22 protein-coding genes are annotated in these 23,629 nt (G+C 71.1%); 8 read left to right on the top strand and 14 right to left on the bottom strand.

Annotated elements, in window-relative coordinates; translation table 11 throughout:
• The first annotated feature begins 172 nt into the window (after positions 1 to 172).
• Positions 173 to 532: a PRC-barrel domain containing protein gene (locus RKD20_RS03210; protein WP_424876284.1), complete on the top strand. Its 360-nt coding sequence runs from the start codon at positions 173 to 175 to the stop codon at positions 530 to 532.
• A gap of 16 nt (positions 533 to 548) precedes the next feature.
• Here the strand turns inward: RKD20_RS03210 and RKD20_RS03205 are convergent, their stop codons facing one another.
• The 8 genes from RKD20_RS03205 to RKD20_RS03170 form a co-directional block, all read right to left on the bottom strand.
• The gene (locus RKD20_RS03205; RefSeq protein ID WP_389815186.1) at positions 549 to 953 is read right to left on the bottom strand and encodes an ATP-binding protein; all 405 of its coding nucleotides are present in this window, start codon (positions 951 to 953) and stop codon (positions 549 to 551) included.
• Positions 954 to 1,105: 152 nt separating this feature from the next.
• Complete coding sequence (locus RKD20_RS03200) at positions 1,106 to 3,010, bottom strand: AMP-dependent synthetase/ligase (RefSeq protein WP_424876283.1); 1,905 nt, start codon at positions 3,008 to 3,010, stop codon at positions 1,106 to 1,108.
• Positions 3,011 to 3,205: 195 nt separating this feature from the next.
• Positions 3,206 to 4,294 carry a glutamate--cysteine ligase 2 gene (locus tag RKD20_RS03195; protein ID WP_424876282.1) on the bottom strand — a complete coding sequence of 363 codons (1,089 nt, stop codon included), beginning with the start codon at positions 4,292 to 4,294 and terminating at the stop codon, positions 3,206 to 3,208.
• Between the two features lie 107 nt (positions 4,295 to 4,401).
• The gene (gene glgB, locus RKD20_RS03190; RefSeq protein WP_424876281.1) at positions 4,402 to 6,609 is read right to left on the bottom strand and encodes a 1,4-alpha-glucan branching enzyme; all 2,208 of its coding nucleotides are present in this window, start codon (positions 6,607 to 6,609) and stop codon (positions 4,402 to 4,404) included.
• A gap of 3 nt (positions 6,610 to 6,612) precedes the next feature.
• Positions 6,613 to 7,974, bottom strand: a complete 1,362-nt coding sequence (locus RKD20_RS03185) for a maltokinase N-terminal cap-like domain-containing protein (protein ID WP_424876280.1) — start codon at positions 7,972 to 7,974, stop codon at positions 6,613 to 6,615.
• A gap of 26 nt (positions 7,975 to 8,000) precedes the next feature.
• Positions 8,001 to 9,719 carry a maltose alpha-D-glucosyltransferase gene (gene treS, locus RKD20_RS03180; RefSeq protein WP_424876279.1) on the bottom strand — a complete coding sequence of 573 codons (1,719 nt, stop codon included), beginning with the start codon at positions 9,717 to 9,719 and terminating at the stop codon, positions 8,001 to 8,003.
• Positions 9,716 to 11,692, bottom strand: a complete 1,977-nt coding sequence (locus RKD20_RS03175) for an alpha-1,4-glucan--maltose-1-phosphate maltosyltransferase (RefSeq protein ID WP_424876278.1) — start codon at positions 11,690 to 11,692, stop codon at positions 9,716 to 9,718. The genes treS and RKD20_RS03175 overlap by 4 nt, the downstream gene beginning before the upstream one ends.
• A gap of 75 nt (positions 11,693 to 11,767) precedes the next feature.
• Positions 11,768 to 12,067 (bottom strand): DUF5133 domain-containing protein, encoded by a 300-nt coding sequence (locus RKD20_RS03170; RefSeq protein ID WP_020120082.1) that lies wholly within the window; start codon positions 12,065 to 12,067, stop codon positions 11,768 to 11,770.
• 316 nt (positions 12,068 to 12,383) lie between these two features.
• Between RKD20_RS03170 and RKD20_RS03165 the strand changes: the two genes are divergently transcribed.
• Entirely contained in the window at positions 12,384 to 12,878 is a 495-nt protein-coding gene (locus RKD20_RS03165; protein WP_424876277.1) for a pep a2, read from the top strand.
• 65 nt (positions 12,879 to 12,943) lie between these two features.
• Complete coding sequence (glgX, locus tag RKD20_RS03160; RefSeq protein ID WP_424883132.1) at positions 12,944 to 15,040, top strand: glycogen debranching protein GlgX; 2,097 nt, start codon at positions 12,944 to 12,946, stop codon at positions 15,038 to 15,040.
• Between the two features lie 177 nt (positions 15,041 to 15,217).
• On the opposite strand, the gene RKD20_RS03155 is transcribed toward glgX, so the two are convergent.
• Complete coding sequence (locus RKD20_RS03155; RefSeq protein ID WP_424876276.1) at positions 15,218 to 16,021, bottom strand: VOC family protein; 804 nt, start codon at positions 16,019 to 16,021, stop codon at positions 15,218 to 15,220.
• Positions 16,022 to 16,190: 169 nt separating this feature from the next.
• Here RKD20_RS03155 and RKD20_RS03150 point away from each other — a divergent pair, with 169 nt between their 5' ends.
• Positions 16,191 to 16,523, top strand: coding sequence for an ANTAR domain-containing protein (locus tag RKD20_RS03150; protein ID WP_424876275.1), 333 nt, complete (start codon positions 16,191 to 16,193; stop codon positions 16,521 to 16,523).
• 14 nt (positions 16,524 to 16,537) lie between these two features.
• On the opposite strand, the gene RKD20_RS03145 is transcribed toward RKD20_RS03150, so the two are convergent.
• Positions 16,538 to 17,329, bottom strand: a complete 792-nt coding sequence (locus RKD20_RS03145; RefSeq protein ID WP_424876274.1) for an RNA polymerase sigma factor SigF — start codon at positions 17,327 to 17,329, stop codon at positions 16,538 to 16,540.
• A 238-nt stretch (positions 17,330 to 17,567) separates the two neighbouring features.
• Here RKD20_RS03145 and RKD20_RS03140 point away from each other — a divergent pair, with 238 nt between their 5' ends.
• The 4 genes from RKD20_RS03140 to RKD20_RS03125 all read left to right on the top strand — a co-directional run bounded on the left by RKD20_RS03140 (position 17,568) and on the right by RKD20_RS03125 (position 20,351).
• Positions 17,568 to 18,023 (top strand): MarR family winged helix-turn-helix transcriptional regulator, encoded by a 456-nt coding sequence (locus tag RKD20_RS03140; RefSeq protein ID WP_424876273.1) that lies wholly within the window; start codon positions 17,568 to 17,570, stop codon positions 18,021 to 18,023.
• Positions 18,020 to 18,841: an ABC transporter ATP-binding protein gene (locus RKD20_RS03135; RefSeq protein ID WP_424876272.1), complete on the top strand. Its 822-nt coding sequence runs from the start codon at positions 18,020 to 18,022 to the stop codon at positions 18,839 to 18,841. Before RKD20_RS03140 ends, RKD20_RS03135 begins: the two co-directional genes overlap by 4 nt.
• A complete protein-coding gene (locus RKD20_RS03130) occupies positions 18,801 to 19,643 on the top strand; it encodes an ABC transporter permease (protein ID WP_424876271.1) in 843 nt (280 codons plus the stop codon). Before RKD20_RS03135 ends, RKD20_RS03130 begins: the two co-directional genes overlap by 41 nt.
• A gap of 192 nt (positions 19,644 to 19,835) precedes the next feature.
• Positions 19,836 to 20,351, top strand: coding sequence for a hypothetical protein (locus RKD20_RS03125; RefSeq protein ID WP_424876270.1), 516 nt, complete (start codon positions 19,836 to 19,838; stop codon positions 20,349 to 20,351).
• A gap of 13 nt (positions 20,352 to 20,364) precedes the next feature.
• On the opposite strand, the gene hemC is transcribed toward RKD20_RS03125, so the two are convergent.
• Genes hemC through RKD20_RS03105 form a run of 4 tightly spaced genes read right to left on the bottom strand, consistent with a single transcriptional unit; the run spans position 20,365 to position 23,531 of the window.
• Positions 20,365 to 21,300 (bottom strand): hydroxymethylbilane synthase, encoded by a 936-nt coding sequence (hemC, locus tag RKD20_RS03120; RefSeq protein ID WP_424876269.1) that lies wholly within the window; start codon positions 21,298 to 21,300, stop codon positions 20,365 to 20,367.
• Between the two features lie 20 nt (positions 21,301 to 21,320).
• Entirely contained in the window at positions 21,321 to 21,809 is a 489-nt protein-coding gene (locus tag RKD20_RS03115) for an N-acetyltransferase family protein (protein WP_424876268.1), read from the bottom strand.
• Entirely contained in the window at positions 21,806 to 22,324 is a 519-nt protein-coding gene (locus RKD20_RS03110; RefSeq protein ID WP_424876267.1) for a hypothetical protein, read from the bottom strand. The genes RKD20_RS03115 and RKD20_RS03110 overlap by 4 nt, the downstream gene beginning before the upstream one ends.
• 7 nt (positions 22,325 to 22,331) lie before the next feature.
• Positions 22,332 to 23,531: an MFS transporter gene (locus RKD20_RS03105; protein ID WP_424876266.1), complete on the bottom strand. Its 1,200-nt coding sequence runs from the start codon at positions 23,529 to 23,531 to the stop codon at positions 22,332 to 22,334.
• Between the last annotated feature and the right edge of the window lie 98 nt (positions 23,532 to 23,629).

Below are 23,629 nucleotides of genomic sequence, written 5' to 3'. Positions count from 1 at the left end.
CTGAAAGTGCACCGGGAGAAAGGTGAAGGAGGTGCGCGGACCGGACGCGGGGAAACCGCTTGCGAGAGTGCCGGTCGCCGAATGTGTGTGCGGCAGAAGGGTATTGGGTGCTGTGAGCCCGCTCGCAGCCGAGAACCGGGCTCCGTGCAGCACTCGGGAGGGAAGGAGCAGTGTGACCACCGACAGAATCTGGTCGTACGCGCCGGATGGCGGATACGTCGAGGGACAGGACCTGACGGGCTTCAGCGTCGTAGCGAGCGACGGCACGATCGGACACGTGGACCGGCAGGCCGCGCCCCATGGCATGGCACACCTCGTCGTCGACACCGGCGTCTGGATCTTCGGCCGCAGCGTCCTGGTCCCGGTGGGCGTCGTCACCCAGGTCGACACCCGCGACCAACGGGTCACGCTGGCCTGCACCGGGGCAGAGGTGAAGGCGGCCCCCCGCTTCCGCACCGACAGCGAGACCCGGGACGGTGAGTACCTCGCGGCGGTCGGCGCCTACTATCTGCGGCTCACGGCCACCGCCTGACGGGACCGGGGGAGCGTCACCAGGGCAGGAAGACGTGTACGTCCTTGCCGCGCTCGTCCGTCACCACGCTGACCTGGTCGCACAGGGCGTGCACCAGGTGCCAGCCGATGCCGCCGCCGCCCGTGCGCGGATCGAAGGAACGCGGGGCCGGCGGCGTCGGGTTGGTGTCGCGCAGCGTCACGTGCACGCCGTCGAAGGTGCGGCGCAGGCGCAGCACGAAGGGTCCTGGAGCGTACTGGACGGCGTTGGCGGCGAGTTCCGTGACCACCAGCAGGATGTCGTCCCAGTGCTCGGGGGTCGCGGGCGGCACGCTCTGGCCCAGGTCGTCCAGGAATTCCTCAGCGGCGAGCCGCGCACCCGTCACGCATTGCGGCTCGCCCGCGAAACGGGTGGTGCGGCTCGGAATCGCCTCGGAAGTCAGTGTCTCGTCCCAATGCGGCTCGGTGCCGGTCCGCTCTCACGGCCCGGCGTCAGCGGGTTGTCGTACTCTCTCATGCAGCCACTGAGCCGTGTTCCCGAGGGCAGCCGACCCAATCGTCCTCACCATGGGGTACGCGGCCGACTGCCGGGGTTTCAGCGGAACACGTCGTCCGAGTCGTCCCAGTTCAGCAGGTCCTCCGCCGGGGTGCGCCGGGATCCGGCCGAGCGGGCCTGGTACATCGCGTCGATCTCCATCGCGTAGCGGCTGACGATCTCGTCCCGGCGGAGTTTCATCGACGGTGTGAGCAGGCCGTTGGCCAGGTCGAACGGCTCCGACAGCACGCGGAACACGCGGATCGACTCCGAGCGCGAGACCGTGCTGTTGGCGGCGGCCACGGCCCGCGCGATCTCCTCCCGCAACGCGTTCTCCTCCCGGGCCTCCCGCACCGAGGGGTCCTGCTGGGCCACCAGGACTCCGCGCCAGTGGGCCAGGAACACCGGGTCCAGGGTGAGCAGGGCGCCCACGCAGGGCCGGTTGTCACCCACCACCACGGCCTGGTGGATCAGCGGATGCATCCTCAGCCGGTGCTCCAGGGCGGCCGGGGCCACGCTCTTGCCGCTGGTGGTGACGATGATGTCCTTCTTGCGGCCGGTGATCGTCAGATAGCCGTCGGCGTCCAGCCGCCCGAGGTCCCCGGTGGCCAGCCAGCCGCCGTACAGCGCGGCCCGTGACGCGGCCTCGTCGTTGACGTAGCCCTGGAAGACCGAGGGCCCGCGCACCAGGATCTCCCCGTCGTCCGCCACCCGGAGATCCACGCCCGGCAGGGGCCGGCCCACGGTTCCGGACTTCTCCCGGCCCAGCGGCTGCATGGTGATCCCGCCGCACGTCTCCGTGAGGCCGTACCCGTCGTGGACGTACATGCCGATGCCCTCGTAGAACAGGGAGAGCTCACGGTTGAGGGTGGAGCCGCCCGAGGTGGCACGGCGGGCCCGGCCGCCCAGCGCGGCCCGCAGTCTGCGGTAGACCGTGCGCTCGTACAGGGCGTGCTGGAGCCGCAGGTCGAACCCCGGACCGGGGCCCTCGCCCAGCCGCTGCCGCTCGCAGGCCAGGGCGAAGTCCCGGGCCGTGTCGGCGGCCCGCTCGAACAGGGCGCCGCGGCCCGACTGCTGGGCGGCGCGCAGGAAGTTCTTGTAGATCTTCTCGAAGACCGAGGGCACGGCGTAGAAGTAGGTGGGGCGGAAGGACTGCAGGGCGGACGCCAGCGCCTCCTCGCCCAGGTCGGGCTCATGGGCCATGAGCAGACCGCCGCGGATGCACAGGCCCTGGATCATGAGGCCGTACACATGGGAGAAGGGCAGGAAGGCGAGGACGGACGGCTGCTCCCCCGGGGCCGCCGTGACCTGGCGCCAGCCTTCGAGGAGGGTGTCGACGGGGCTCGCGAGGCCGCGGTGACTGAGCGCGCAGCCCAGCGGACGGCCCGTGGTGCCGGAGGTGTAGGCGACGACCGCCGTGGAGTCCGGCAGCACGATCCGGCGCAGCGACTCGACCGTGGCGAGCGGGATCACCCGGCCCCGCTCCCTCAGGTCCTCCAGCGCGTCCGCGTCCAGCTGCCAGACATGGCGCAGCCGGGGCAGCGAGGCGCACACCGAGCCGACCGTCATCACCGCCTGCTCGTCCTCCACCACCACGGCCGCACAGGCGGCGTCGCGCAGGATCCACTCGACCTGCTCGCGGGAGGACGTCGGATAGATCGGGACGACCTCGGCGCCGACCGTCCACAGCGCGTAGCTGAGGACCGTCCACTCGTACCGGGTGCGCGCCATGACGGCCACCCGGTGTCCGGGCGAGATCCCGGAGGCGACCAGTCCCTTCGCGAGGTCCACGACCTCGTCCCGCAGCTCCACGGCCGTGACCTCCTGCCAGCGTCCCGAGGAGCCCTCGGGACGGCGGGCGAGCACCGGCAGGGTGGGGTCGAGCTCCGCTCGCTCGAACACGCTGTCGGCCAGACCACCGCTGGAGCGTGAGATGGTCCGGGGAGCGAGGGCGAAGTCGCGCATGCGCTGCTCCTGACGTGACGGGCTGTGACCGTGCCGATGAGCTCGGTCATCCGCGGTGCTCGAATGTAGCCCAGGCGCGAGCGAGTGGTACCTGGAATACGGAAGTAACCGGTCACCCGTGATCTGGTCGAGATCAGGGGACTGGGACCGCCTGCGTCCAGTGGCTCTTGGCCCCACCTCTGGGCCCGGTGGGGCCTATGACTGGGTCAGCCGCACACACTCGGTGACCACGCTCCGCAGGCTCCCGGTGCGCTCCAGGAGCTCGCGCTGCACCTGGGCGCCGTTGCCGTGCCGCAGCAGTTCGGTGCAGGACTCGCGCACCCGGTCCAGGTCGCCGCTGTCGGCGAGCGCGTCCTCGACGTGCTCCAGCAGGGTTCGCACCACCGTCTCGGCCGGCATGCGGTGCATCGTCGCCGGGTGCAGCAGCTCCTCGGTGAGACCGGAGCGCGCGGCCTGCCAGGCCGCCAGCCGCAGCAGGCTCACACTGTGCGTCACCGGCTCCTTGTCCGCCCGCCACTCGCGCGCGGCCGTCTCCACCAGCCCCCGGGCGAGGGTCGCGAGCAGGACGGCGGTGTCCGCCTGCAGACAGACGTCCGAGACCCGGATCTCCACGGTCGGGTAGTTCCGGGACAGCCTGGCGTCGAAGTAGATCATCCCCTCGTCCAGGATGACGCCGGTCGCCACCATGTCCGCGACCCGCCGGTGATAGCGCTCCGCCGAGCCGAACGGCTCGGTCGGGCCGGCCGACGGCCAGCGCTGCCACACCCGGCTGCGGTAACTGCTGTAGCCGGTGTCCTTGCCCTGCCAGAAGGGCGAGTTGGCGCTGAGCGCGGCCAGCACGGTCAGCCAGGGCTGGATCCGGTCGACGACCGCCACGGCCTCCTCGTCGGAGTCCACGGACACATGGACGTGACAGCCCATGACGAGCTGCTCCTGGGTGGCGATGCCGTACTGGTCCGACATCCACTGGTAGCGGCGGCCGACGCCCACGGAGGGGCTGACGGGCAGCGGGGAGGTGGCCAGGGAGGCCACGGCACACCCGCTGTCGCCGGCGAGCCGGGCGGCCTCCTTGCGGCAGCGCACGATCTCCGCGCGGAGTTCGTCCATGCCCGACTGCGGGTGGGTGGCGAACTCCACCATCTGGTTGTGCAGTTCCTTCTCGAACACGTCCTGGTCCGGCTCGTCCTGCGCGGCCCGCGCGAGTACGGCCGCGGACAGCGCCTGCGGCTCGCCGGTCTCGGGGTCGACCAGGAGGAGTTCCTCCTCCACTCCCACGGTGCGCACGTGACATAGCCCTTTCTGTGGCCCTCGGCGACGACGAGGATGCGGGTTCTCGTACGACCCCGACTGCCCCTTCGGGCCGGTCGGACACCTCCGCGTCGCCCGCGGGCTCAGTCGGGCATCGGGACCAGCCACACCGTCGCGAGCGGCGGCAGGGTGAGCCGCAGCGCCCCGTCCTCCGCCTTGACCGGGTCGGGCCGCACGATGTCGCCGCCGCCGTACCGGGCGGCGTCCGTGTTGAGGGACTCCTGCCACAGGGGGTGACCCTCGGGCACGGTGAGGCGGTAGTCCTCGCGCACGACGGGGGAGAAGTTGGAGACCGCGAGCAGCGGAGCGCCCGCCGCGTCGAACCTCAGGAAGGCGAAGACGTTGTCCTCGGCCGCGTCCCCGACCACCCACCGGAAGCCTCCGGGGTCGGTGTCGCGCTCCCACAGGGCGGGGGTCGCGCGGTAGACGGTGTTCAGGTCGCGCACGAGATCGCGGACGCCGCGGTGGTCGGGCTCGGCGGAGTAGGCCGGGTCGAGCAGCCACCAGTCGGGGCCGTGGGCCTCGGACCACTCGGCGCCCTGGGCGAACTCCTGGCCCATGAAGAGGAGTTGCTTGCCCGGGTGGGCCCACATGAAGGCCAGGTACGCGCGGTGGTCGGCGCGCTGCTGCCACCAGTCGCCCGGCATCTTGGACACCAGCGCCTGCTTGCCGTGGACGACCTCGTCGTGGGAGATCGGCAGCACGTAGTTCTCGCTGTACGCGTACACCATCGAGAAGGTCATCTCGTTGTGGTGGTACTTGCGGTGCACCGGCTCATGGCTGATGTAGCCGAGCGAGTCGTGCATCCAGCCCATGTTCCACTTCAGGCCGAAACCCAGCCCCCCGCTGTCCGTGGGGCGGGTCACGCCGTCCCAGGCCGTGGACTCCTCGGCGATCGTGACGACCCCCGGCGCCCGGCGGTACACGGTCGCGTTCATCTCCTGGAGGAAGGCGACCGCGTCGAGGTCCTCCCGGCCCCCGAACACATTGGGGCTCCACTGGCCGGAGTCGCGCGAGTAGTCGAGGTAGAGCATCGAGGCGACCGCGTCCACGCGCAGCCCGTCGATGTGGAACTCCTCGCACCAGTACACGGCGTTGGCGACCAGGAAGTTGCGCACCTCGACGCGCCCGAAGTCGAACTCGTACGTCCCCCAGTCCGGGTGCTCGGCACGCCGGGAGTCCCCGGGCTCGTACAGCGGGTCCCCGTCGAAGCGGGCCAGTGCCCAGTCGTCCTTGGGGAAGTGGGCGGGCACCCAGTCCATGATCACACCGATGCCGGCCCGGTGGAGGGCGTCGATCAGGTGCTTGAAGTCGTCAGGTGAGCCGAGCCGGGAGGTCGGCGCGTAGAAGCCGGTGACCTGGTAGCCCCAGGAGCCGCCGAAGGGGTGCTCGGCGACCGGCATCAGCTCGACGTGCGTGAAGCCCAGGTCCTTGACGTAGGAGGGCAGCTGCTCGGCGAGCTGACGGTACGTCAGGCCCTTGCGCCAGGTCGGCAGATGGACCTCGTAGACCGAGAACGGCGCCTTGTGCACCGGCACTTCGCCGCGCCGGGCCATCCACTCCTCGTCGCTCCACTCGAAGTGCGAGGCGGTCACCACCGACGCGGTCGCGGGCGGCACCTCCGTGCTGCGCGCCATCGGGTCGGACTTCAGGAACCGGTCGCCGTAGCGCGAGGTGATCTCGAACTTGTAGCGGGCGCCCTCGGCGATCCCCGGCAGGAACAGCTCCCACACCCCGGACGAGCCGAGCGAGCGCATCGGGAACGCCTGTCCGTCCCAGAAGGTGAACTCCCCGGCGACCCGGACGCCCTGGGCGTTGGGCGCCCACACCGTGAAGCGGGTGCCGGAAACGCCCTCGTGGGTCATCGGTTCGGCGCCGAGCGCTTTCCACAGCTGCTCGTGGCGGCCCTCGCGGATGAGATGGAGGTCGGTCTCGCCGAGCGCGGGCAGGAAGCGGTAGGGGTCGTGCACCTCCTGTTCGCCGTCCGCGTACGCCACCAGCAGGGTGTAGTCGGGGATCGCGTCGAGGGGCAGCAGACCGGAGAAGAGGCCGTCACCCTCCGAGGCCAGCCCTCTGCGCTCGCCGTCGATCACCACGCTCACCGAGCGCGCGAAGGGCCGCAGGGCCCGGAAGGCGATCCCGCCCGCGACCGGGTGGGCGCCGAGCAACGCGTGCGGGTCGTGGTGGGCGCCGGCCAGCAGCCGGCCCCGGTCCGCGGGGTCGAGTGCGGGGGCCGGGGCACAGCGCGCCGGTCCGGACGGCTCGGGCAGTGAGGTGTCGCGCAGGGCCACGGCTCAGTCTCCTCTCACGGCGAGTCGTTCGATCGCCGCCATGGGCACGGGCAGCCAGTCGGGCCGGTGCCGTGCCTCGTACAGGACTTCGTAAACGGCCCGGTCGGTCTCGTAGGCGCGGAGCAGGCCGTGCTTCTTGCGTGGATCCCATCCGGCGAGGGCGGCATAGCCCCCGCAGAACGCCTCCCGGCAGCGGCGGGCCCACTCGGGCCGCCAGGGCCGGCGCTGGCGGGCCGCGTAGTCGAAGGAGCGCAGCATGCCCGCGATGTCCCGCACCGGGGACTGGGCGGTGCACCGATCGGCGAGCGGGCGCGAGGGTTCGCCCTCGAAGTCGATGACGAACCACTCGCGGCCCGCCCGCAGCACCTGCCCCAGATGCAGGTCACCGTGGACGCGCTGCGCGGGCGGCCCGGCGTCGCAGGTGGCGAGCGCGGCGAACGCGCCGCGCAGACCGGGGACGAACGGCCGCAGCGCCGGCACGCTGTGCGCGGCGGAGTCGAGACGTTCGGTCATCGAGGCCGCGGTGGAGCCGTTGTCGTCGTGGCCGGTGCCGGGGAAGGCGGCGGCCAGCGCGAGGTGCACCTCGGCCATGGCCCGCCCCAGTTCGCGCGCCTGCACGGTGAAGTCGTCACCCGAGGCGAGCGCCTGGAGCGCCAGTGCCCAGCCGTCGGACGCGTCGCGCAGATACGGCTGGAGCACGCCGAGCGTGGCCTCCTGCGGATGCGTGGTCCGGAACCAGGCGACCGGCGCCGGCACCCGACGGCAGCCCTGTCCGGCCAGCGCGACCGGCACCTCCAGGTCCGGGTTGACTCCGGGCTGGATGCGGCGGAAGAGCTTCAGGATGAACTCGTCGCCGTACACCAGCGAGGTGTTCGACTGCTCGGCCTCCAGCAGCCGCGGCGGGAGCCCGGAAGGCACCGGCACCGAGGGGGCGCGCTCGAAGCACAGCGGGCCGGCGGTGCCGGGATGCCGCAGCCGCTCCAGCAGCAGTTGGGCCGAGCGCGGGTCGTGCAGGGCGTCGTACACCGTGAGACCGGCCAGGGGGCCCTGCTCCGCGCGGCCGATGAGGGCGCGCCCGAGACGCGGCAACAGGTGTTTGCGCACCACGAGCAGCAATTGGTAGCAGTCACCCGCCGGAGCGCCGCCGCCGGGCACGGGCACCCCGCCGTGACCGGTGTGGACCAGCAGATGCAGACAGCCTGGGAACAGCTCGGTCATCGACAGCAGACCGAGCTCGCTCACGGGCCGGTCCTTGCCCGCGAACCAGCGCTGCCGCGGCAGCCATTGGCGCAGCAGGTCGCCGAGCGAGGCCATGAGATCGGCCGCGGGCGCGGGTCTCGGGCTGAGGGGTGCGGTCTTCGGCATGGTGACGCGTCCTTTCGTCGGCACGCTCAAAGGCGTCGGCCGATGCGGGATGCGACTCGGGAGAGCCGGAACCAGTAGAAGCCGTGCCCGCCGAGGGTCAGCAGGTACGGCAGTTCACCGATGGCCGGGAACCGCACCCCGCCGAACAGCTCGACCGGGTGCCGGCCGTCGAACTCGCGCAGATCCAGTTCTGTGGGCTGCGCGAACCTGGAGAAGTTGTTGACACACAGGACCAGGTCGTCCTCGTACTCCCGCAGGAAGGCCAGCACCGCCGGGTTGGAGGACTGCAGTTCGGTGAAGGTGCCGAGACCGAACGCCGGGTTCTGCTTGCGGATCTCGATCATCCGGCGGGTCCAGTGCAACAGGGAGGACGGCGAGGCCATCGACGCCTCGACGTTGGTGACCTGGTGTCCGTAGACCGGATCCATGATGATCGGCAGGTTGAGCCGGCCCGGGTCGGCCGCGGAGAAGCCCGCGTTGCGGTCGGGGGTCCACTGCATCGGGGTGCGGACGGCGTCCCGGTCGCCGAGCCAGATGTTGTCGCCCATGCCGATCTCGTCGCCGTAGTAGAGGATCGGCGAGCCGGGCAGGGACAGCAGCAGGGCGGTGAACAGCTCGATGGTGTCCCGGTCGTTGTCGAGCAGGGGAGCAAGGCGCCGCCGGATGCCGATGTTGGCGCGCATGCGTGGGTCCTTGGCGTACTCGGCCCACATGTAGTCGCGTTCCTCGTCGGACACCATTTCGAGGGTCAGCTCGTCGTGGTTGCGCAGGAAGATGCCCCACTGGCAGTTCCGCGGGATGGCCGGCGTCTTGGCGAGGATTTCCGAGATCGGATAGCGCGACTCCCGGCGGACCGCCATGAAGATGCGCGGCATGACCGGGAAGTGGAAGGCCATGTGGCACTCGTCGCCGCCGGCCTGGTAGTCGCCGAAGTAGTCGACCACGTCCTCCGGCCACTGGTTCGCCTCCGCCAGCAGGACCGTGTCCGGATACATCGCGTCGATCTCGCGGCGCACCCGCTTGAGGAACTGGTGGGTGGCGGGCAGGTTCTCGCAGTTGGTGCCCTCGGCCGCGTACAGATAGGGGACGGCGTCGAGGCGGAAGCCGTCGATGCCCAGGTCCAGCCAGAAGCGCAGGGCGGCCAGGATCTCCTCCTGGACCGCCGGGTTCTCGTAGTTGAGGTCCGGCTGGTGGGAGAAGAAGCGGTGGAAGTAGTACTGCCCGCGGACCGGGTCATGGGTCCAGTTGGAGACCTCGGTGTCGACGAAGATGATCCGCGCGTCCTCGTACTGCTTGTCGTCGTCGGCCCACATGTAGTAGTCGCCGTAGGGGCCGTCGGGGTCCTTGCGGGACTCCTGGAACCACGGGTGCTGGTCGCTGGTGTGGTTCATGACGAAGTCGATGATGACCCGCATGCCGCGCTGGTGGGCGGCGTCCACGAACTCCACGAAGTCGGCGAGGTCACCGAACTCCGGCAGGACGGCGGTGTAGTCCGAGACGTCGTAACCGCCGTCCCGCAAGGGTGACTTGAAGAACGGGGGAAGCCACAGGCAGTCGACACCGAGCCACTGGAGGTAGTCCAGCTTCGCGGTCAGGCCCTTGAGGTCGCCGACGCCGTCGCCGTTGCTGTCCTGGAAGGAGCGGACGAGCACCTCGTAGAAGACCGCGCGTTTGAACCAGTCGGGGTCCCGGTCCTTGGCCGGGGTGTCCTCGAAGGTGTCGTGGACGGGCTCGTTGACAGTCACGCTGTGGATCCTCCGCTCTGAGGCGCCGACCTGCGGACCTGGAACAGATGCGCCGGAGCCCGGCCGGGCTCCAGGCGTACGTAGTTGTTTCTGCTCCAGTGGTAGGTCTCACCCGTCAGTTCGTCGTGGACGGACAGGGACTCGTGCCATTCCAGGCCGAGTTGCGGCATGTCCAACGAGACCGTGGTCTCCTGGGTGTGGTGCGGGTCGAGGTTCACGACCACCAGAACCGTGTCGTCGCCGGCGCGCTTGCTGTAGGCGATGACCGCGTCGTTGTCGGTGTGGTGGAAGTGGGTGTTCCGCAGGCGCTGGAGGGCGGGGTGGCGGCGCCTGATGGTGTTGAGCTGGGTGATCAGGGGGGCGAGGGAGTCGGGAGCGTCCCAGTCGCGGGTCTTGAGCTGGTACTTCTCCGAGTTCAGGTACTCCTCGCTGCCCTCGCGCAGCGCGGTGTTCTCGGCCAGTTCGTAGCCGGAGTAGATGCCCCAGGTCGGCGAGAGGGTCGCGGCCAGGACCGCGCGCAGCGCGAACGCGGGACGGCCGCCGTGCTGCAGGAAGGCGTGCAGGATGTCGGGGGTGTTGGCGAAGAAGTTCGGCCGCATGTAGGAGGCCGCCTCACCGGACAGCTCCGTCAGGTACTCGGTGAGCTCCTGCTTGGTGGTGCGCCAGGTGAAGTACGTGTAGGACTGCTGGAAGCCGATCTGGGCCAGGGTGTGCATCATCGCCGGCCGCGTGAACGCCTCCGCCAGGAAGATCACATCCGGGTCGGTGGCGTTGATGTCGGCGATCACCCGCTCCCAGAACACCACCGGCTTGGTGTGCGGATTGTCCACCCGGAAGATCCGCACCCCGTGGTCCATCCAGTGCCGCAGCACCCGGGTGGTCTCCGCGATCAGCCCGTCCATGTCGGCGTCGAAGGCGATCGGGTAGATGTCCTGGTACTTCTTCGGCGGGTTCTCCGCATAGGCGATGGTGCCGTCCGGACGGTGGTGGAACCACTCCGGATGCTTCTGCACCCAGGGGTGGTCCGGCGAGCACTGCAGGGCGAAGTCCAGAGCGACCTCCAGACCGTGCCGTGCGGCCTCCCGGACGAACCAGTCGAAGTCCTCGATCGTGCCCAGGTCCGGGTGGACCGCGTCGTGCCCGCCCTCCGGCGAGCCGATCGCCCAGGGCACGCCCACATCGTCCGGCCCGGCCGACAGGGTGTTGTTGCGGCCCTTGCGGAAGGTCGTGCCGATCGGATGGATCGGCGGCAGGTAGAGCACGTCGAAGCCCATCGCGGCGATCGCCGGCAGCCGGCGGGCCGCCGTACGGAACGTCCCGTGCGGCTGCTCCGGGGTGCCCTCCGAGCGCGGGAAGAACTCGTACCACGACCCGAACAACGCCCGCTCCCGCTCCACCAGCAGCGGCAACGACTCCGACGCCGTGATCAACTCCCGCAGCGGATGGCGGGCGAGCACGGCGTCCACATCCGGCGTCAGCGCACCCGCCAGACGGGTGGCGACCGGCAGCGAGTCGTCCGCGAGGGTCTGCACCGCGGCCAGCAGAACCGCGTGCTGCGGTCCCTCCGGGACGCCCGCCGCCGCACGGGTGTACAGCTCGGCGCCCTCCTCCAGGACCAGACCGGTGTCGAGACCTGCAGGAACCTTTATGCGGGCGATACGGCGCCAGGTGCCGATCGGATCGCTCCAGGCCTCGACGCGGTACGTCCAGCGGCCCTCGACGTCCGGGGTGACCTCCGCCCCCCAGCGGTCGCTGCCGGGGGCCAGTTCCCGCATCGGCGTCCACGGGCCGTGCCGCCCTTCCGGGTCGGTCAGGACGACGTTCGCGGCGACCGCTTCATGGCCCTCGCGGAACACCGTCGCGGTGACCTCGAAGGTCTCTCCCACGACCGCCTTCGCCGGGCGCCTGCCGGACTCGACGGCAGGGCGGACGTCCCGAACCGGGATGCGGCCGATGACCGGGGTGGAACTCATGCTCTCGCCTCCGCCGTGCTCGAGGCCGGGCGCTGACTGCGCCCGGCCGGGGATCGAAGCTGCGCCGGAAGGGGGCTACCTCCCTGCGGGGGAACGTTCCGCGGATCTCGGCGGACCACGTCTGGCGACGGCACCCGCGCGGGGGAGGTCGCTCTGCTCCTGGAGGTAGGCCACCACGCTGCTGCGCAGATAGCGCTCGGCGGCCTCGGCGGCCTCCCGCGCGCAGCGCTTGCCCATCAGCACGCACAGCGTGTAGCCCGAGTCCTCGAAGGTGGCCCGTACCTCGCGGTCGGCGGGGGAGGCCAGCATGACGCGCTCCCAGGCGCGATAGCGCCGCAGGTGCCGGGCGACTTCGGCTTTGGCCGGTAGCAGCATGGCGCCGTTCACCTTTCGGGACTCGGGAGGATCCAGGGCGCGGAGGGGTCCGGGCTCGGGACGATCCAGGGCTCAGGAAGATCCGGGATTCAAGAGATCTTCACTCATGGTGCACGCGTGACGACTCAACGTCTTGTTGGTTCTTCAACCACTTCAGCCGCTCAGCTGCCTCGTCGTCGCTCGTGTTGCACGAATGGCGTATCACTCCCACCCTGGAGTGACTCTGAAGCGATCAGCACTCACGCTCCGTGTTTCGGGGCCCGGTCCCGCGGGGGCCGGGAGGAGCGGGAGCTTCGCCGGTGAGGAGCGAGCGACGATGAAGACCGCAGTGCCCTGCTACTACCACCTCGACGTGGAGGTCAGCCCGGAACGGATCGGGCAGGTCAGGCGCATCCTGGCCGCCCATCTGCGGCTCTGGGACCTGGAGACCCTGGTCGAGCCCGTGTGCCGTGGTACCGAACTGCTGCTCAAGGCCATCGACGAGCACGCGACGGACAAGAACACCTCCATCGAGCTGTGGTGGAACCGCCAGCACCTCATCACCGCCGTCGCCGAGAACGACTGCGACCTGCGCCCGGACCTGGACCTGCGCGCCTGCCTCGAACGCATCGCCGCGATGAGCGACGGCTGGGGCTGCTGCGCCACCGACACCGGCAGCAAGGTCATCTGGTTCTCGCAGCGGGCCCGCGCCGGCGAGCGCGTCCCACTGGTGCCGACGGCTCCCGCCCCCAGCCTGCGGGAGGTGCTCCAGGTGCCGCGCGAGATGCCGGTCGCGGCCCTGGCCGCCGCCGCCGTCGACGGCGGGAGCTGAGCGTGGCGTCGTCCCGGAAGAACCCGGCGTCGTCCCGGAAGAAGCCGTCCCGGAGCGGGAAGCGGGTGCCTGCCTGGAGCGGGCACCCCTACCCGCTGGGCGCCTCGTTCGACGGTGAGGGCACCAACTTCGCGCTGTTCAGCGAGGTCGCCGAGCAGGTCGAACTCGTACTGGTCGACGAGCGGGGCGCCCACACCGGCGTCCCGCTGACCGAGGTCGACGGTTTTGTGTGGCACGGTTTCGTGCCGGGCGTCGGGCCGGGGCAGCGGTACGGCTATCGGGTGCACGGTCCCTGGCACCCCTCGTTCGGCCACCGGTGCGATCCGGCGAAGCTGCTCCTCGACCCGTACGCCAAGGCGGTGGACGGGCAGGTGGACAGCCACCCCTCGCTGCACACCCCGGAAGCCGACAGCGCCGGGCACACCATGCTCGGCGTGGTCACCGACCCGGCCTTCGACTGGGGCGACGACCGGCCGCCCCGGCGGCCCTACGCCGACAGCGTGATCTACGAGGCCCATGTCCGCGGGCTCTCCCGCACCCACCCGGACGTTCCGCCGGAACTGCGCGGCACCTACGCCGGTCTCGCGCACCCCGCGGTGATCGACCACCTGACCTCGCTCGGCGTCACCGCCGTCGAGCTGATGCCGGTGCACCAGTTCGTGCAGGACGGGGTGCTCCAGGACCGCGGCCTCGCCAACTACTGGGGCTACAACACGATCGGCTTCTTCGCCCCGCACAACGCGTACGCCGCCCACGGCACCCGCGGCCAGCAGGTCACCGAGTTCAAGGCGATGGTGAAGGCGCTGCACGCGGCCGGCCTCGAAGTCATCCTCGACGTGGTCTACAACCACACCGCCGAGGGCAACGAGAAGGGGCCCACGCTCTCCTTCCGGGGCATCGACAACGCCTCGTACTACCGGCTGGTGGACGGCGACTGGGAGCACTACTACGACACCACCGGCACCGGGAACAGCCTCCTGATGCGGCACCCCTACGTGCTCCAGCTGATCATGGACTCGCTCAGGTACTGGGTGACCGAGATGCACGTCGACGGCTTCCGCTTCGACCTCGCGGCCACCCTGGCCCGGCAGTTCCACGAGGTGGACCGGCTGTCGGCGTTCTTCGACCTCATCCAGCAGGACCCGGTGATCAGCCGCGTCAAGCTGATCGCCGAGCCGTGGGACGTGGGGGAGGGCGGCTACCAGGTCGGCAACTTCCCGCCGCTGTGGTCGGAGTGGAACGGCAAGTACCGGGACGCCGTACGGGACTTCTGGCGGGGCGAGCCGCACACGCTCGGGGAGTTCGCCTCCCGGCTGACCGGCTCCTCCGACCTGTACCAGCACAGCCGGCGGCGGCCGCGCGCCAGCGTCAACTTCGTGACCGCGCACGACGGTTTCACCCTGCGCGACCTCGTCTCGTACAACGACAAGCACAACGAGGCCAACGGCGAGGACGGCCAGGACGGCGAGAGCACCAACCGGTCCTGGAACTGCGGGGCGGAGGGCGAGACCGACGACCCCGCGGTGCTGGAGCTGCGGGCCCGCCAGCAGCGCAACTTCCTCGCCACCCTGCTGCTCTCGCAGGGCATTCCGATGCTCTGCCACGGCGACGAACTCGGCCGCACGCAGCGCGGCAACAACAACGCCTACTGCCAGGACAACGAAGTCTCCTGGATCGACTGGGAGCTGAGCGAGGAGCAGCGTGAACTGGCCGACTTCACGCGGTACGTGATCGGGCTGCGCGCGGCCCATCCGGTGCTGCGCAGGCGCCGGTTCTTCCGGGGCGAGACCGTGACGCACGCGGGGCAGCCGCTGCCCGACCTGGTCTGGCTGCTGCCGGACGCCCGCGAGATGGCCGAGGCGGACTGGCAGCGCTCCGACGCGCACGCGGTCGGTGTGTTCCTCAACGGCGACGCCATCGCCGAACCCGATCCGCGGGGAAACCGGGTGGTCGACGACTCGTTCCTGCTGCTGCTGAACGGTCACTGGGAGCCCGTCGACTTCCGGCTGCCGGACCGGGCCTACGGCGAGCGCTGGACGACCGTGCTCGACACGGCCGAGCCCCAGGGCGCCGACGAGGCCGAACACAAGGCGGGCACGGAGATGACGGTCGAGGCGCGCAGCCTGGTCCTGCTGTCGAGGCCGTCGCGCGCGGGGGCGTGAAGGGCGTCGCGGCTGTCGCCGGCCTGCCGGCCGACCGCGTACGACGCCCGGTCGGCGGGCTGCGGCGGCCAGGGCTCGCCGCCGAACCCCGCAGGGGCGCCCGCCGTCCGGTCGGCCAGGGGTCCGTGCCGCGCGGGGCGGGAGAACCGATGAAGGGCGAGGCCCAGCGCCCCGCCCTCAGCGCGTGCGGCGCGAGGTCACCGTGAACTGGGCGCCGTCGGGGTCACGCAGCACGGCCTCGACGGCGCCCTGCGAGAGCACACTGCCGCCGTGGACTTCTGCCGCCTTGGCGCAGGCCGCCACGTCCGCGACCGCGAAGTGGACCTGCCAGTGCGGCCGGATCGCGGGATCGGGGGCCGAGCCCAGCGCCCCCGACTCGATGCGCGCCACCACGTCGCCGCCGCTGCGCAGCACCACCTCACCGCCCTCGTAGCGGACCTCGCAGCAGTCGGCGCGCTCCGTCGCCCAGTCGAGGACCTCGCCGTAGAAGATGGCGGCGTCGAACGCGTCGCGGGTGTGCAGTCGGACGAAGGCCGGCTGGGCCCGTCGCCACACCTCCCAGTTGGCGATGAGCTCGCCCTCCCAGACGCCGAAGGTCGCTCCGTCGCGGTCGGAGAGCAGGGCCGCCCGGCCGGGCGGGAAGGACAGCGGGCCGACCGCAAGGGTGCCGCCGCGTTCCTGTACGCGGGCCGCCGCCTCGTCGGCGCTGGGCACCGCGAAGTACGGCGTCCAGGCCACCGCCATCTGCCACATCGATGCCACCGCGGCGATCCCGGCGACCGGCGTGCCGTCCGCCAGCGCGACCCGGAAGCGCTCGCCGAGCTTGGCGGGCTTCCACTCCCAGCCGAGGACGGCCCCGTAGAAGTTTTCCGTGGTCTCCTGGTCGCGGCTGGTCAGGCTCACCCAGCAGGGGGCGCCGAACACATGGTGGGTGGAGACGATGTCCGCGGTCGCGGTGGGATGTCTGGGATCGTGGTTCATGGCAGTCGCGTCCTGCTCTCGTCGGCCGGCGGCCACCGGGTGGTCTTCCACCAGTGTCCGTCCGGAACCGCTTCGGGCGCCTGCCGAGTACCCCGGGGCCGACGCCGAAACGGTGGTCCGTTCGCCTCCGCCCGGTGGCGCGGACCCCTCCGGGTGACACGATGGAGACGTGCCAGTCCTACCGAACGAACCCGCCGGCGAGTCGGACCGGGTCTTCGCCCTTCAGGAGGAGATCGGCCAGCTCAAGGAAGCGGTCGCCTCCCACGCGGTCGTGGACCAGGCCATCGGCATGGTCGTCGCGCTCGGCAGGATCACCCCGGACGAGGGCTGGGAAGTACTGAAAGAGGTCTCCCAGCACACGAACACCAAGCTGCGCTACGTCGCGGAGCTGATCCTCCTCTGGGGGCGGTCCGGGGAGATCCCCCCGGAGATCCGCGTGGAGCTGGAGGAGGCTCTCGACCGGTACGGCCCGACGCAGATCCCGGGGACGCCCCCCGAGTGACTCCCCCGGGGGGCTCAGTCGGCGGCGTCGGCCAGGACCTCCTCGCGCAGCTGCGCGAAGCACATGCTGAGCAGCCGGGAGACGTGCATCTGCGAGATGCCGAGTTCCTCGGCTATGCCGCTCTGGGTCATGCCCCGGAAGAAGCGCAGGTACAGGATGGTCCGCTCGCGCTCGGGCAGGGCTTTGAGACAGGGGCCGACGGCCACACGGTCGACGACCACGTCGTAGCCGGGGTCGGGAACGCCGAGCGCGTCGCCCAGGGCGTAGCCGTCGGTGCCGGGCATCTCCGCCTCCAGCGACAGCGCCGAGAAGCACTCCAGCGCCTCCGCACCGGCGCGCACCTCGTCCTCGGTCAGGTGCGCCCGCTCGGCGATCTCGGCGACGGTGGGCGCCCGGCCGGGGGTCTGCGAGAGCTCCTTCGAGGCCTGCCGGACCCGGTTGCGCAGGTCCTGCACCCGGCGCGGCACGTGCAGCGTCCACATGTGGTCGCGGAAGTGCCGCTTGATCTCGCCGGTCACGGTCGGCACCGCGTACGCCTCGAAGGCGCTGCCGCGGGCCGGGTCGTAGTGGTCGACGGCCTTGACGAGCCCGAGAGCGGCCACCTGGTAGAGGTCTTCGAGGAACTCCCCGCGGCCCCGGAAGCGGACGGCGATCCGCTCGGCCATGGGCAGCCACAATTCCACGAGCTCGTCCCGCAGGGCCTTGCGCTCCGTACCGTCGGGCAGCTGCGCCAGGCGCTCGAACGCCGCGTTGGTGTCGGGGGCGTCGTCGTGCGGATGCGGCTTCGTTCTGGTGGCGACGGACATGTCGCGCACCTCCCTGAGCGGGTGCTGGATGGACAGACACCGTGGGAGAGGCGTGCTCGGACTCTGAGGAGACATCCGGGGCCCGCCAGACGAGGCCCCCACGGACGTGCCTCCTGTCCGAAGCACACGGGACTGGACTCCCATTCTCGGGCGAAATAATACAAACGCGCAATTCGTCGTGTATTGCTTGACCAGAACTTGGGTGAGATACCTCTGACTCAGAGTTAATCTGACCGGTGTGGACGAAGAGACCTTCCCCGAAGAGCTGGCCGACGCCCTCGTCGGCGTCCAGCGGCTGCTCAGGCGCAGGCTGCGCGCCGGACTGACCGTGCCACGGCTGCGCGGCGCCGAGGTCGAACTGCTGCGCCTGGTCGAGGCACGGCCCGGCATCGGGGTCTCCGAGGCCGCCAAGGAGCTGCACCTGGCCGGGAACTCCGTCTCGACCCTGGTCAACCAGCTCGTCAAGGAGGGCCACCTGGTCCGCGAAACCGACCCCGCCGACCGGCGCGCCGCCCGGCTGCTGCTCACCGACAAGGCCGAGGCACGGCTCAGGGACTGGAAGCAGCGGCGGGTCGCGCTCGTGGGCCGGCACGTCACCCGGCTGGACGCGGCCGATCAGGACGCCCTGCGCGCCGCGCTCCCCGCCCTGCGCGCGCTCGCCGTCGCCCTGCACGAGGAGGCCGAGGAGACATGACACCCGCAGCAGTTTCCTGCACGGGCCTGACCTACGCCTTCGCGCACACGAAGGCCGTGGACGGGTTCGACCTGACCGTCGAGGAGGGCGAGGTCTTCGGGCTGCTCGGCCCCAACGGTGTCGGCAAGACCACCGCCATCCGCTGCATCACCACCCTGCTGCCCGTCCCGGCCGGCATGATCCACGTCTTCGGCCGCGACACCGCCGGCGACCCGATGGCCGTACGCCGTCTGCTCGGCTACGTCCCGCAGCAGCTGTCCGCCGACGCGAACCTGACCGGCAGGGAGAACGTCACCCTGTTCGCCCGCGTCTTCGACGTCGCCCGCACGGAACGCGCCGAACGCGTCGGCCAGGCCCTGGCCGCCGTCGACCTGACCGACGCGGCCGACCGGCTCGCCGGCACCTACTCCGGCGGCATGATCCGCCGACTGGAGCTGGCCCAGGCCCTGGTCAGCGCTCCCCGGCTGCTCATCCTCGACGAGCCGACCATCGGCCTCGACCCGATCGCCCGCACCGGCGTGTGGGAGCACATCAACGCCGTACGCGAGGCGACCGGCATGACCGTCCTCGTGACCACCCACTACATGGACGAGGCCGACCAGTACTGCGACCGGGTCGGCCTCATGCACCGCGGCCGCGTCCGCGCCCTCGGCACACCGGGCGAACTCAGGCGGGGACTGGCCGAGAAGCGGGGCACCGACACCCTGCCGACCCTGGAGGACGTCTTCCGTGACGTCGCCGGCAGCGGACTCGAAGACGAGGGAGGGGATTTCCGCGATGTCCGAAGCACCCGCCGCACCGCGAACCGTGTCGGCTGACATCGGTCTGCTGCTGAAGCCGCCGCAGCCCCGCGCGGGCTGGCGGCTGCTGCCCGCCCGGGTCGTGGCGATGTGCGCCGTCGAGCTCCAGAAGCTCCGCCACGACCGCACCGAGCTCTACACCCGCGCGGTCCAGCCCGCCCTGTGGCTGCTGATCTTCGGCCAGACCTTCACCCGCATCAAGGCGATCCCCACCCACGGCCTCCCCTACATCGACTACCTGGCGCCCGGCATCATCGCCCAGTCGGCGATGTTCATCGCGATCTTCTACGGCATCCAGATCATCTGGGAGCGGGACGCGGGCATCCTCAACAAGCTGCTGGTCACGCCCACCCCGCGCTCGGCACTGACCACCGGGAAGGCCTTCGCGGCCGGCGTGAAATCGCTGATCCAGGCCGTCGTCGTCATCGTCATCGCCGCCCTGCTCGGGGTGTCCCTGACCTGGAACCCGCTCAAGCTCCTCGGCGTCGGCGCGATCGTGATCCTCGGCTCGGCCTTCTTCTCCTGCCTGTCGATGACCATCGCCGGCATCGTGCTCAGCAGGGACCGCCTGATGGGCATCGGGCAGGCCATCACCATGCCGCTCTTCTTCGGCTCCAACGCCCTGTACCCGCTGTCCGTCATGCCGGGCTGGCTCCAGGCCGTCAGCAAGGTGAACCCGCTCAGCTACGAAGTCGACGCCCTGCGCGGCCTCCTCCTCGGCACGCCCGCCCATCTGGCGCTCGACTTCGCGGTGCTGGCCGTGGCCGCCGCGCTCGGCATCACCGCGGCCTCCTCGCTCCTCGGCCGGCTGGCCCGTTGATCATGCGCGGGGAACGTGATGTGCGGCACGCCCGCGGAAGGGATTTTCCGGCCGCTTGCCGGATTCTTCCTGCGCACGGCTTGATCAGCGATCAAAGGGGATGAATTCCCTGGCCACAGCGCATTCTGCTCATTTGACAGTGCATTGAGCACACAGATAGGAAGCAGCTCTCTGAGGTCGAAGAGGTGCACTGTGTACGAGCCGAACGTGGTCGGGGACTGGCAGGAGTACGACGAGCATGCCGGTCTGCGTGTCCGCGTCCACCGTCTGGAGGCGGCCGAGCCGCCGCGGGGACGCGACGACGCCGCCGAAGGGCTCACCTATTTCAGCGTCCGTGTGACCGTCGAGAACCGCGGCGCCCTGCATCCGACGGTCCATCTCGAGGACGGTCAGATCGACGTGCGGATCGGCCCCGACGGCGAGAGCGCCTTCATCGACTGGCGCAACTCGCAGTTCATCGAGGGCTTCGACGTCTACCCGCTGCGCCGCGTCACCGCCGTGGTGTTCGCGGCGGGACCGGAGGCGAGCCTCGGCCAGATCGACGTGCAGATCCAGTTGCGGGTCGACGACGACTGGGCCGACCGCCGGCTGTGGGCGGGCGGCATCGGACTCGACGAGCGGACCGCGCACCCGGGCGTGGGCCGCGACGGCCTGGCCTGCCAGATCAGCAACTTCCTGCGGGACCAGGCCGAAGAGGGCACCGCCTGATCCCGCGCCAGGGTCAGTGCGGGATGCCGTCGATGATCTCGCGGGCACCCTGACGCAGCAGCGCCACCGCGACCGAGGTGCCCAGCGTGGCCGGATCGAGCCGGCCCGCCCACTCGTGGGCGTTCAGCCGGGTCTTGCCGTCCGGGGTGAACACACAGGCCCGCAGGGACAGTTCGCCACTGTGGTCCACGCGCGCGTACCCCGCGATCGGGCTGTTGCAGTGGCCCTGCAGGACGTGCAGGAACATCCGCTCGGCGGTCGCCTCCCGGAAGGTGTCCGGATCGCCGAGGGCGCTGACCGCGTCGATCAGCTCGGTGTCGCCCTCCCGGCACTGCAGCGCGAGGATGCCCGCGCCGATCGGCGGCATCATCGTCTCGGGGGAGAGGACCTCGCTGATCACGTCCTGGCGGCCGATGCGTTCCAGGCCGGCGACGGCGAGCAGCAGCGCGTCCGCCTCACCCGCCTCCAGCTTCGCCAGCCGCCGGTTGGCGTTGCCGCGGAAGGGCACGCACTCCAGGTGCGGGTGGGTGGCGGCCAGCTGGGCCACCCGGCGCACCGAGGAGGTGCCGACCCGGGTCCCCTCCGGAAGCTCGTCCAGGGCGAGGCCGCCCGGGTGGATCAGGGCGTCGCGGATGTCGTCCCGCTTCAGGAACGCGGCGAACGCGGTGCCCGCCGGGAGCGGACGGTCGGCGGGCACGTCCTTGACGCAGTGCACCGCGAGATCGGCCTCGCCGGCCAGCAGCGCGGCGTCGACCTCCTTGGTGAACGCGCCCTTGCCCTCGACCTTGGACAGGTCGCCCATCCACTTGTCACCGGTCGTTCTCACCGGCACGACCTCGGTGCGCACACCGGGGTACAGGGCTGTCAACTCGCTGCGTACGCGCTCCACTTGGGCCAGCGCCATCGGCGAGTCACGGGAGACGACACGGATCAGTTCCGGGAGGGACATGCGGGACACGATAGACCCTGTCAAGGGTCGGTGTTTGACCCTTGGGGAGCAACGGGTAGGGAGTAGCGCACCTTTTGCCTGGCACGGGCGCCCAACCGGTCGTAGAACCTGATCGCACCGTCGTTCCAGGCGGGCGTCTGCCACTGCACCTCGCCGAGCCCCAGCGCACGGGCCTCGGCGGTCACGGCGTCCATGAGCAGCACGCCGAGTCCCAGACCGCGGTGCCCGGGAAGCAGGAACAGGCAGTCCATGTGCAGGTACTCGCGGCCCTCCCAGGTGGAGAGTTCGGGCGCGCAGGTGGCGTAGCCCACGAGTTCGCCGTCCGGGAGTTCGGCCACCAGGCAGCGCAGGCGGGGCGCGGGGGTGTCGAAGAGGAGTGCGGCCAGTCTCGCGGGCAGGTCGTCCGGGGGCGGTGCCGCCTGTTCGTACTCCGCGTGCCGGGCGGCGAGTTCGGCGACCGCGGGGAGGTCGGCGCGCTCGGCGTGCCGGACGAGGGGGGCGTCGCTCATCGGACGTCACCCGTCACCGTGTCCGCACCCCAGGCCGTGAGACGGTCGGCGAGCGACGCGGTGCCGTCCAGGACGTGCCGGGAGTACGCGTCCCGCTCGTGCGCGAGGACGGCGGCCTCCCACACGCAGGGCGAGAGCCCCGCCCGGCCGGGCCGCAGCGCGTCGGGCTCGCCCACCGGCCCGGCGAAGATCGCCAGGTCCGCCATGCCGCCCTCGATCCAGCTGTGCACCAGGACGTAGTCGCCGTCGCCGCCCGCGTGCACGATCAGGACGGCCAGGCCCAGGGAGCCCCGCAGCGGGCCGAGTTCGAGGTGACGCGCGGCGATCCGCAGCCCGGCCTCGGCGTCCTGGGCGGACACGGTACGGCCGGGCGCCTCCAGCGCGTAGACCTTCACCAGGTGCCCTGCGGCCTCCCTGAGGCCCAACGGCCGGGCGGGGCGGGCGTGATGGGTGTCGGCGAGGGCGAGCAGGGCCTCGGTGCCGACCGCCGCGGGCAGTTCCTCGTGAAGATCCATCCGGCCATCATCGGACGCCGGACTCCGGCCCGTCCACCGTCTCCCGTGCGACGACGGTGGACGGCCGGGACAGCACCACCAGTGCCACCGCCGTGAGCACCCCGCCGGCCAGGAACGTGCCGCGTGTCCCGGCCAGGGGCAGCAGCACCCCACCGAGCAGGGCGCCGGCGGCCACGCCCACGTTGAACGCCGCCGAATTGGCCGCCAGGGCCGTCTCGGTACGGCCCGGGGCGACCCGCAGCACCTGGCTCTGCGTCGCCATGAACGTCGGTGCCACCGAAGCGCCCAGCAGCATGAGCAGCACGACGGTCGCCACCTGGCTGCTGCCGGCCGCGTACAGCCCGACCAGTGCCACGGCCTGGCCGGCGACCGGCACGGAAAGCGTGGCCCGCGGATACCGGTCCAGCAGCGGTCCGGCCACCGTGACCCCGGCCAGCGCCGCCGCCCCGAACGCCATGAGCACGGCGCTCACCGCGTCCCGGCCGAACCCGCTCACCTCGTCCAGGAAGTCCACGACGTAGGTGAACCCGGTGAACGCCCCCGTCACCGAGAGCGCGGTGGTGGCGAGCACGACCGCGAACCGGCGCCGGTCCGGGGCGGCCCCGTACGCCGCATGACCTTCCTGCGGACGCGAGGTCGGCAGCAGCACGGCCACCGCGACCAGCGATACGACGGCGAGGGCGCCCAGCACCGCGAACGGCGTCCGCCAGCCGCTGTGCCCGCCCAGCCACGTCCCCGCCGGCACCCCGGCGACTGTGGCCAGCGAACCGCCCACCGACAGCAGCCCGATGATCCGGCCGCGCCGTTCGGGCGGGAACAGGCCGACCGCGACCGGCCCCATCACCGCCCAGAACAGCGCCTGTGCCAGCGCGGTCGCCACCCGGGCGGCCAGCAGCATGCCGTACGACACGGCGGCGAGCGCCGAGACCCAACTGGCCACCGCGAGCACCGCGAGCAGACCGGTCATCAGATACCGGCGTGGCACGGACCGGCTGACGTGCGCCAGCGGCAACGAGGCGACGGCCACCGCCAGGCCGTAGCCGGTGACCAGCGCGCCCACCGCGGTGAGCGAGACCCGCAGATCGTCCGCCATCAGGGACAGCAGACCCACCGGGAGGTTCTCGGTGGTGTTGAAGGTGAACGCCGCCAGCATCAGCGCCGCGACGACGGCGGCCCTGCGCCAGGGGGCCGGACGTACGCTGCCCATCCAACTGCCTTTCCGGGGTGGGGAAGAGGGACGGCAAGCGTGCTGCGCCGACGCGCACGGCTCTATTCTTTCGGTCCAGGACGAATCACCGACCGACA

This window comes from Streptomyces sp. SLBN-8D4 (assembly GCF_049739545.1).
In the GTDB taxonomy this organism is placed as follows: Bacteria; Actinomycetota; Actinomycetes; order Streptomycetales; family Streptomycetaceae; genus Streptomyces; species Streptomyces canus_C.
Note: the sequence above shows the minus strand (reverse complement) of the source record. Positions and strands in the feature narration are given on the sequence as shown.

Bases quoted from the DNA above. Each gene is read 5' to 3' on its own strand.
- RKD20_RS03135 (WP_424876272.1), top strand. From the start codon at position 18,020: ATGACACCCGCAGCAGTTTCCTGCACGGGCCTGACCTACGCCTTCGCG.
- RKD20_RS03155 (WP_424876276.1), bottom strand. From the start codon at position 16,021: ATGAACCACGATCCCAGACATCCCACCGCGACCGCGGACATCGTCTCC.
- RKD20_RS03185 (WP_424876280.1), bottom strand. From the start codon at position 7,974: ATGCCGAAGACCGCACCCCTCAGCCCGAGACCCGCGCCCGCGGCCGAT.
- RKD20_RS03165 (WP_424876277.1), top strand. From the start codon at position 12,384: ATGAAGACCGCAGTGCCCTGCTACTACCACCTCGACGTGGAGGTCAGC.
- RKD20_RS03200 (WP_424876283.1), bottom strand. From the start codon at position 3,010: ATGCGCGACTTCGCCCTCGCTCCCCGGACCATCTCACGCTCCAGCGGT.
- RKD20_RS03145 (WP_424876274.1), bottom strand. From the start codon at position 17,329: ATGTCCGTCGCCACCAGAACGAAGCCGCATCCGCACGACGACGCCCCC.
- hemC (WP_424876269.1), bottom strand. From the start codon at position 21,300: ATGTCCCTCCCGGAACTGATCCGTGTCGTCTCCCGTGACTCGCCGATG.
- RKD20_RS03110 (WP_424876267.1), bottom strand. From the start codon at position 22,324: ATGGATCTTCACGAGGAACTGCCCGCGGCGGTCGGCACCGAGGCCCTG.
- RKD20_RS03115 (WP_424876268.1), bottom strand. From the start codon at position 21,809: ATGAGCGACGCCCCCCTCGTCCGGCACGCCGAGCGCGCCGACCTCCCC.
- RKD20_RS03130 (WP_424876271.1), top strand. From the start codon at position 18,801: ATGTCCGAAGCACCCGCCGCACCGCGAACCGTGTCGGCTGACATCGGT.
- RKD20_RS03105 (WP_424876266.1), bottom strand. From the start codon at position 23,531: ATGGGCAGCGTACGTCCGGCCCCCTGGCGCAGGGCCGCCGTCGTCGCG.
- RKD20_RS03175 (WP_424876278.1), bottom strand. From the start codon at position 11,692: ATGAGTTCCACCCCGGTCATCGGCCGCATCCCGGTTCGGGACGTCCGC.
- RKD20_RS03170 (WP_020120082.1), bottom strand. From the start codon at position 12,067: ATGCTGCTACCGGCCAAAGCCGAAGTCGCCCGGCACCTGCGGCGCTAT.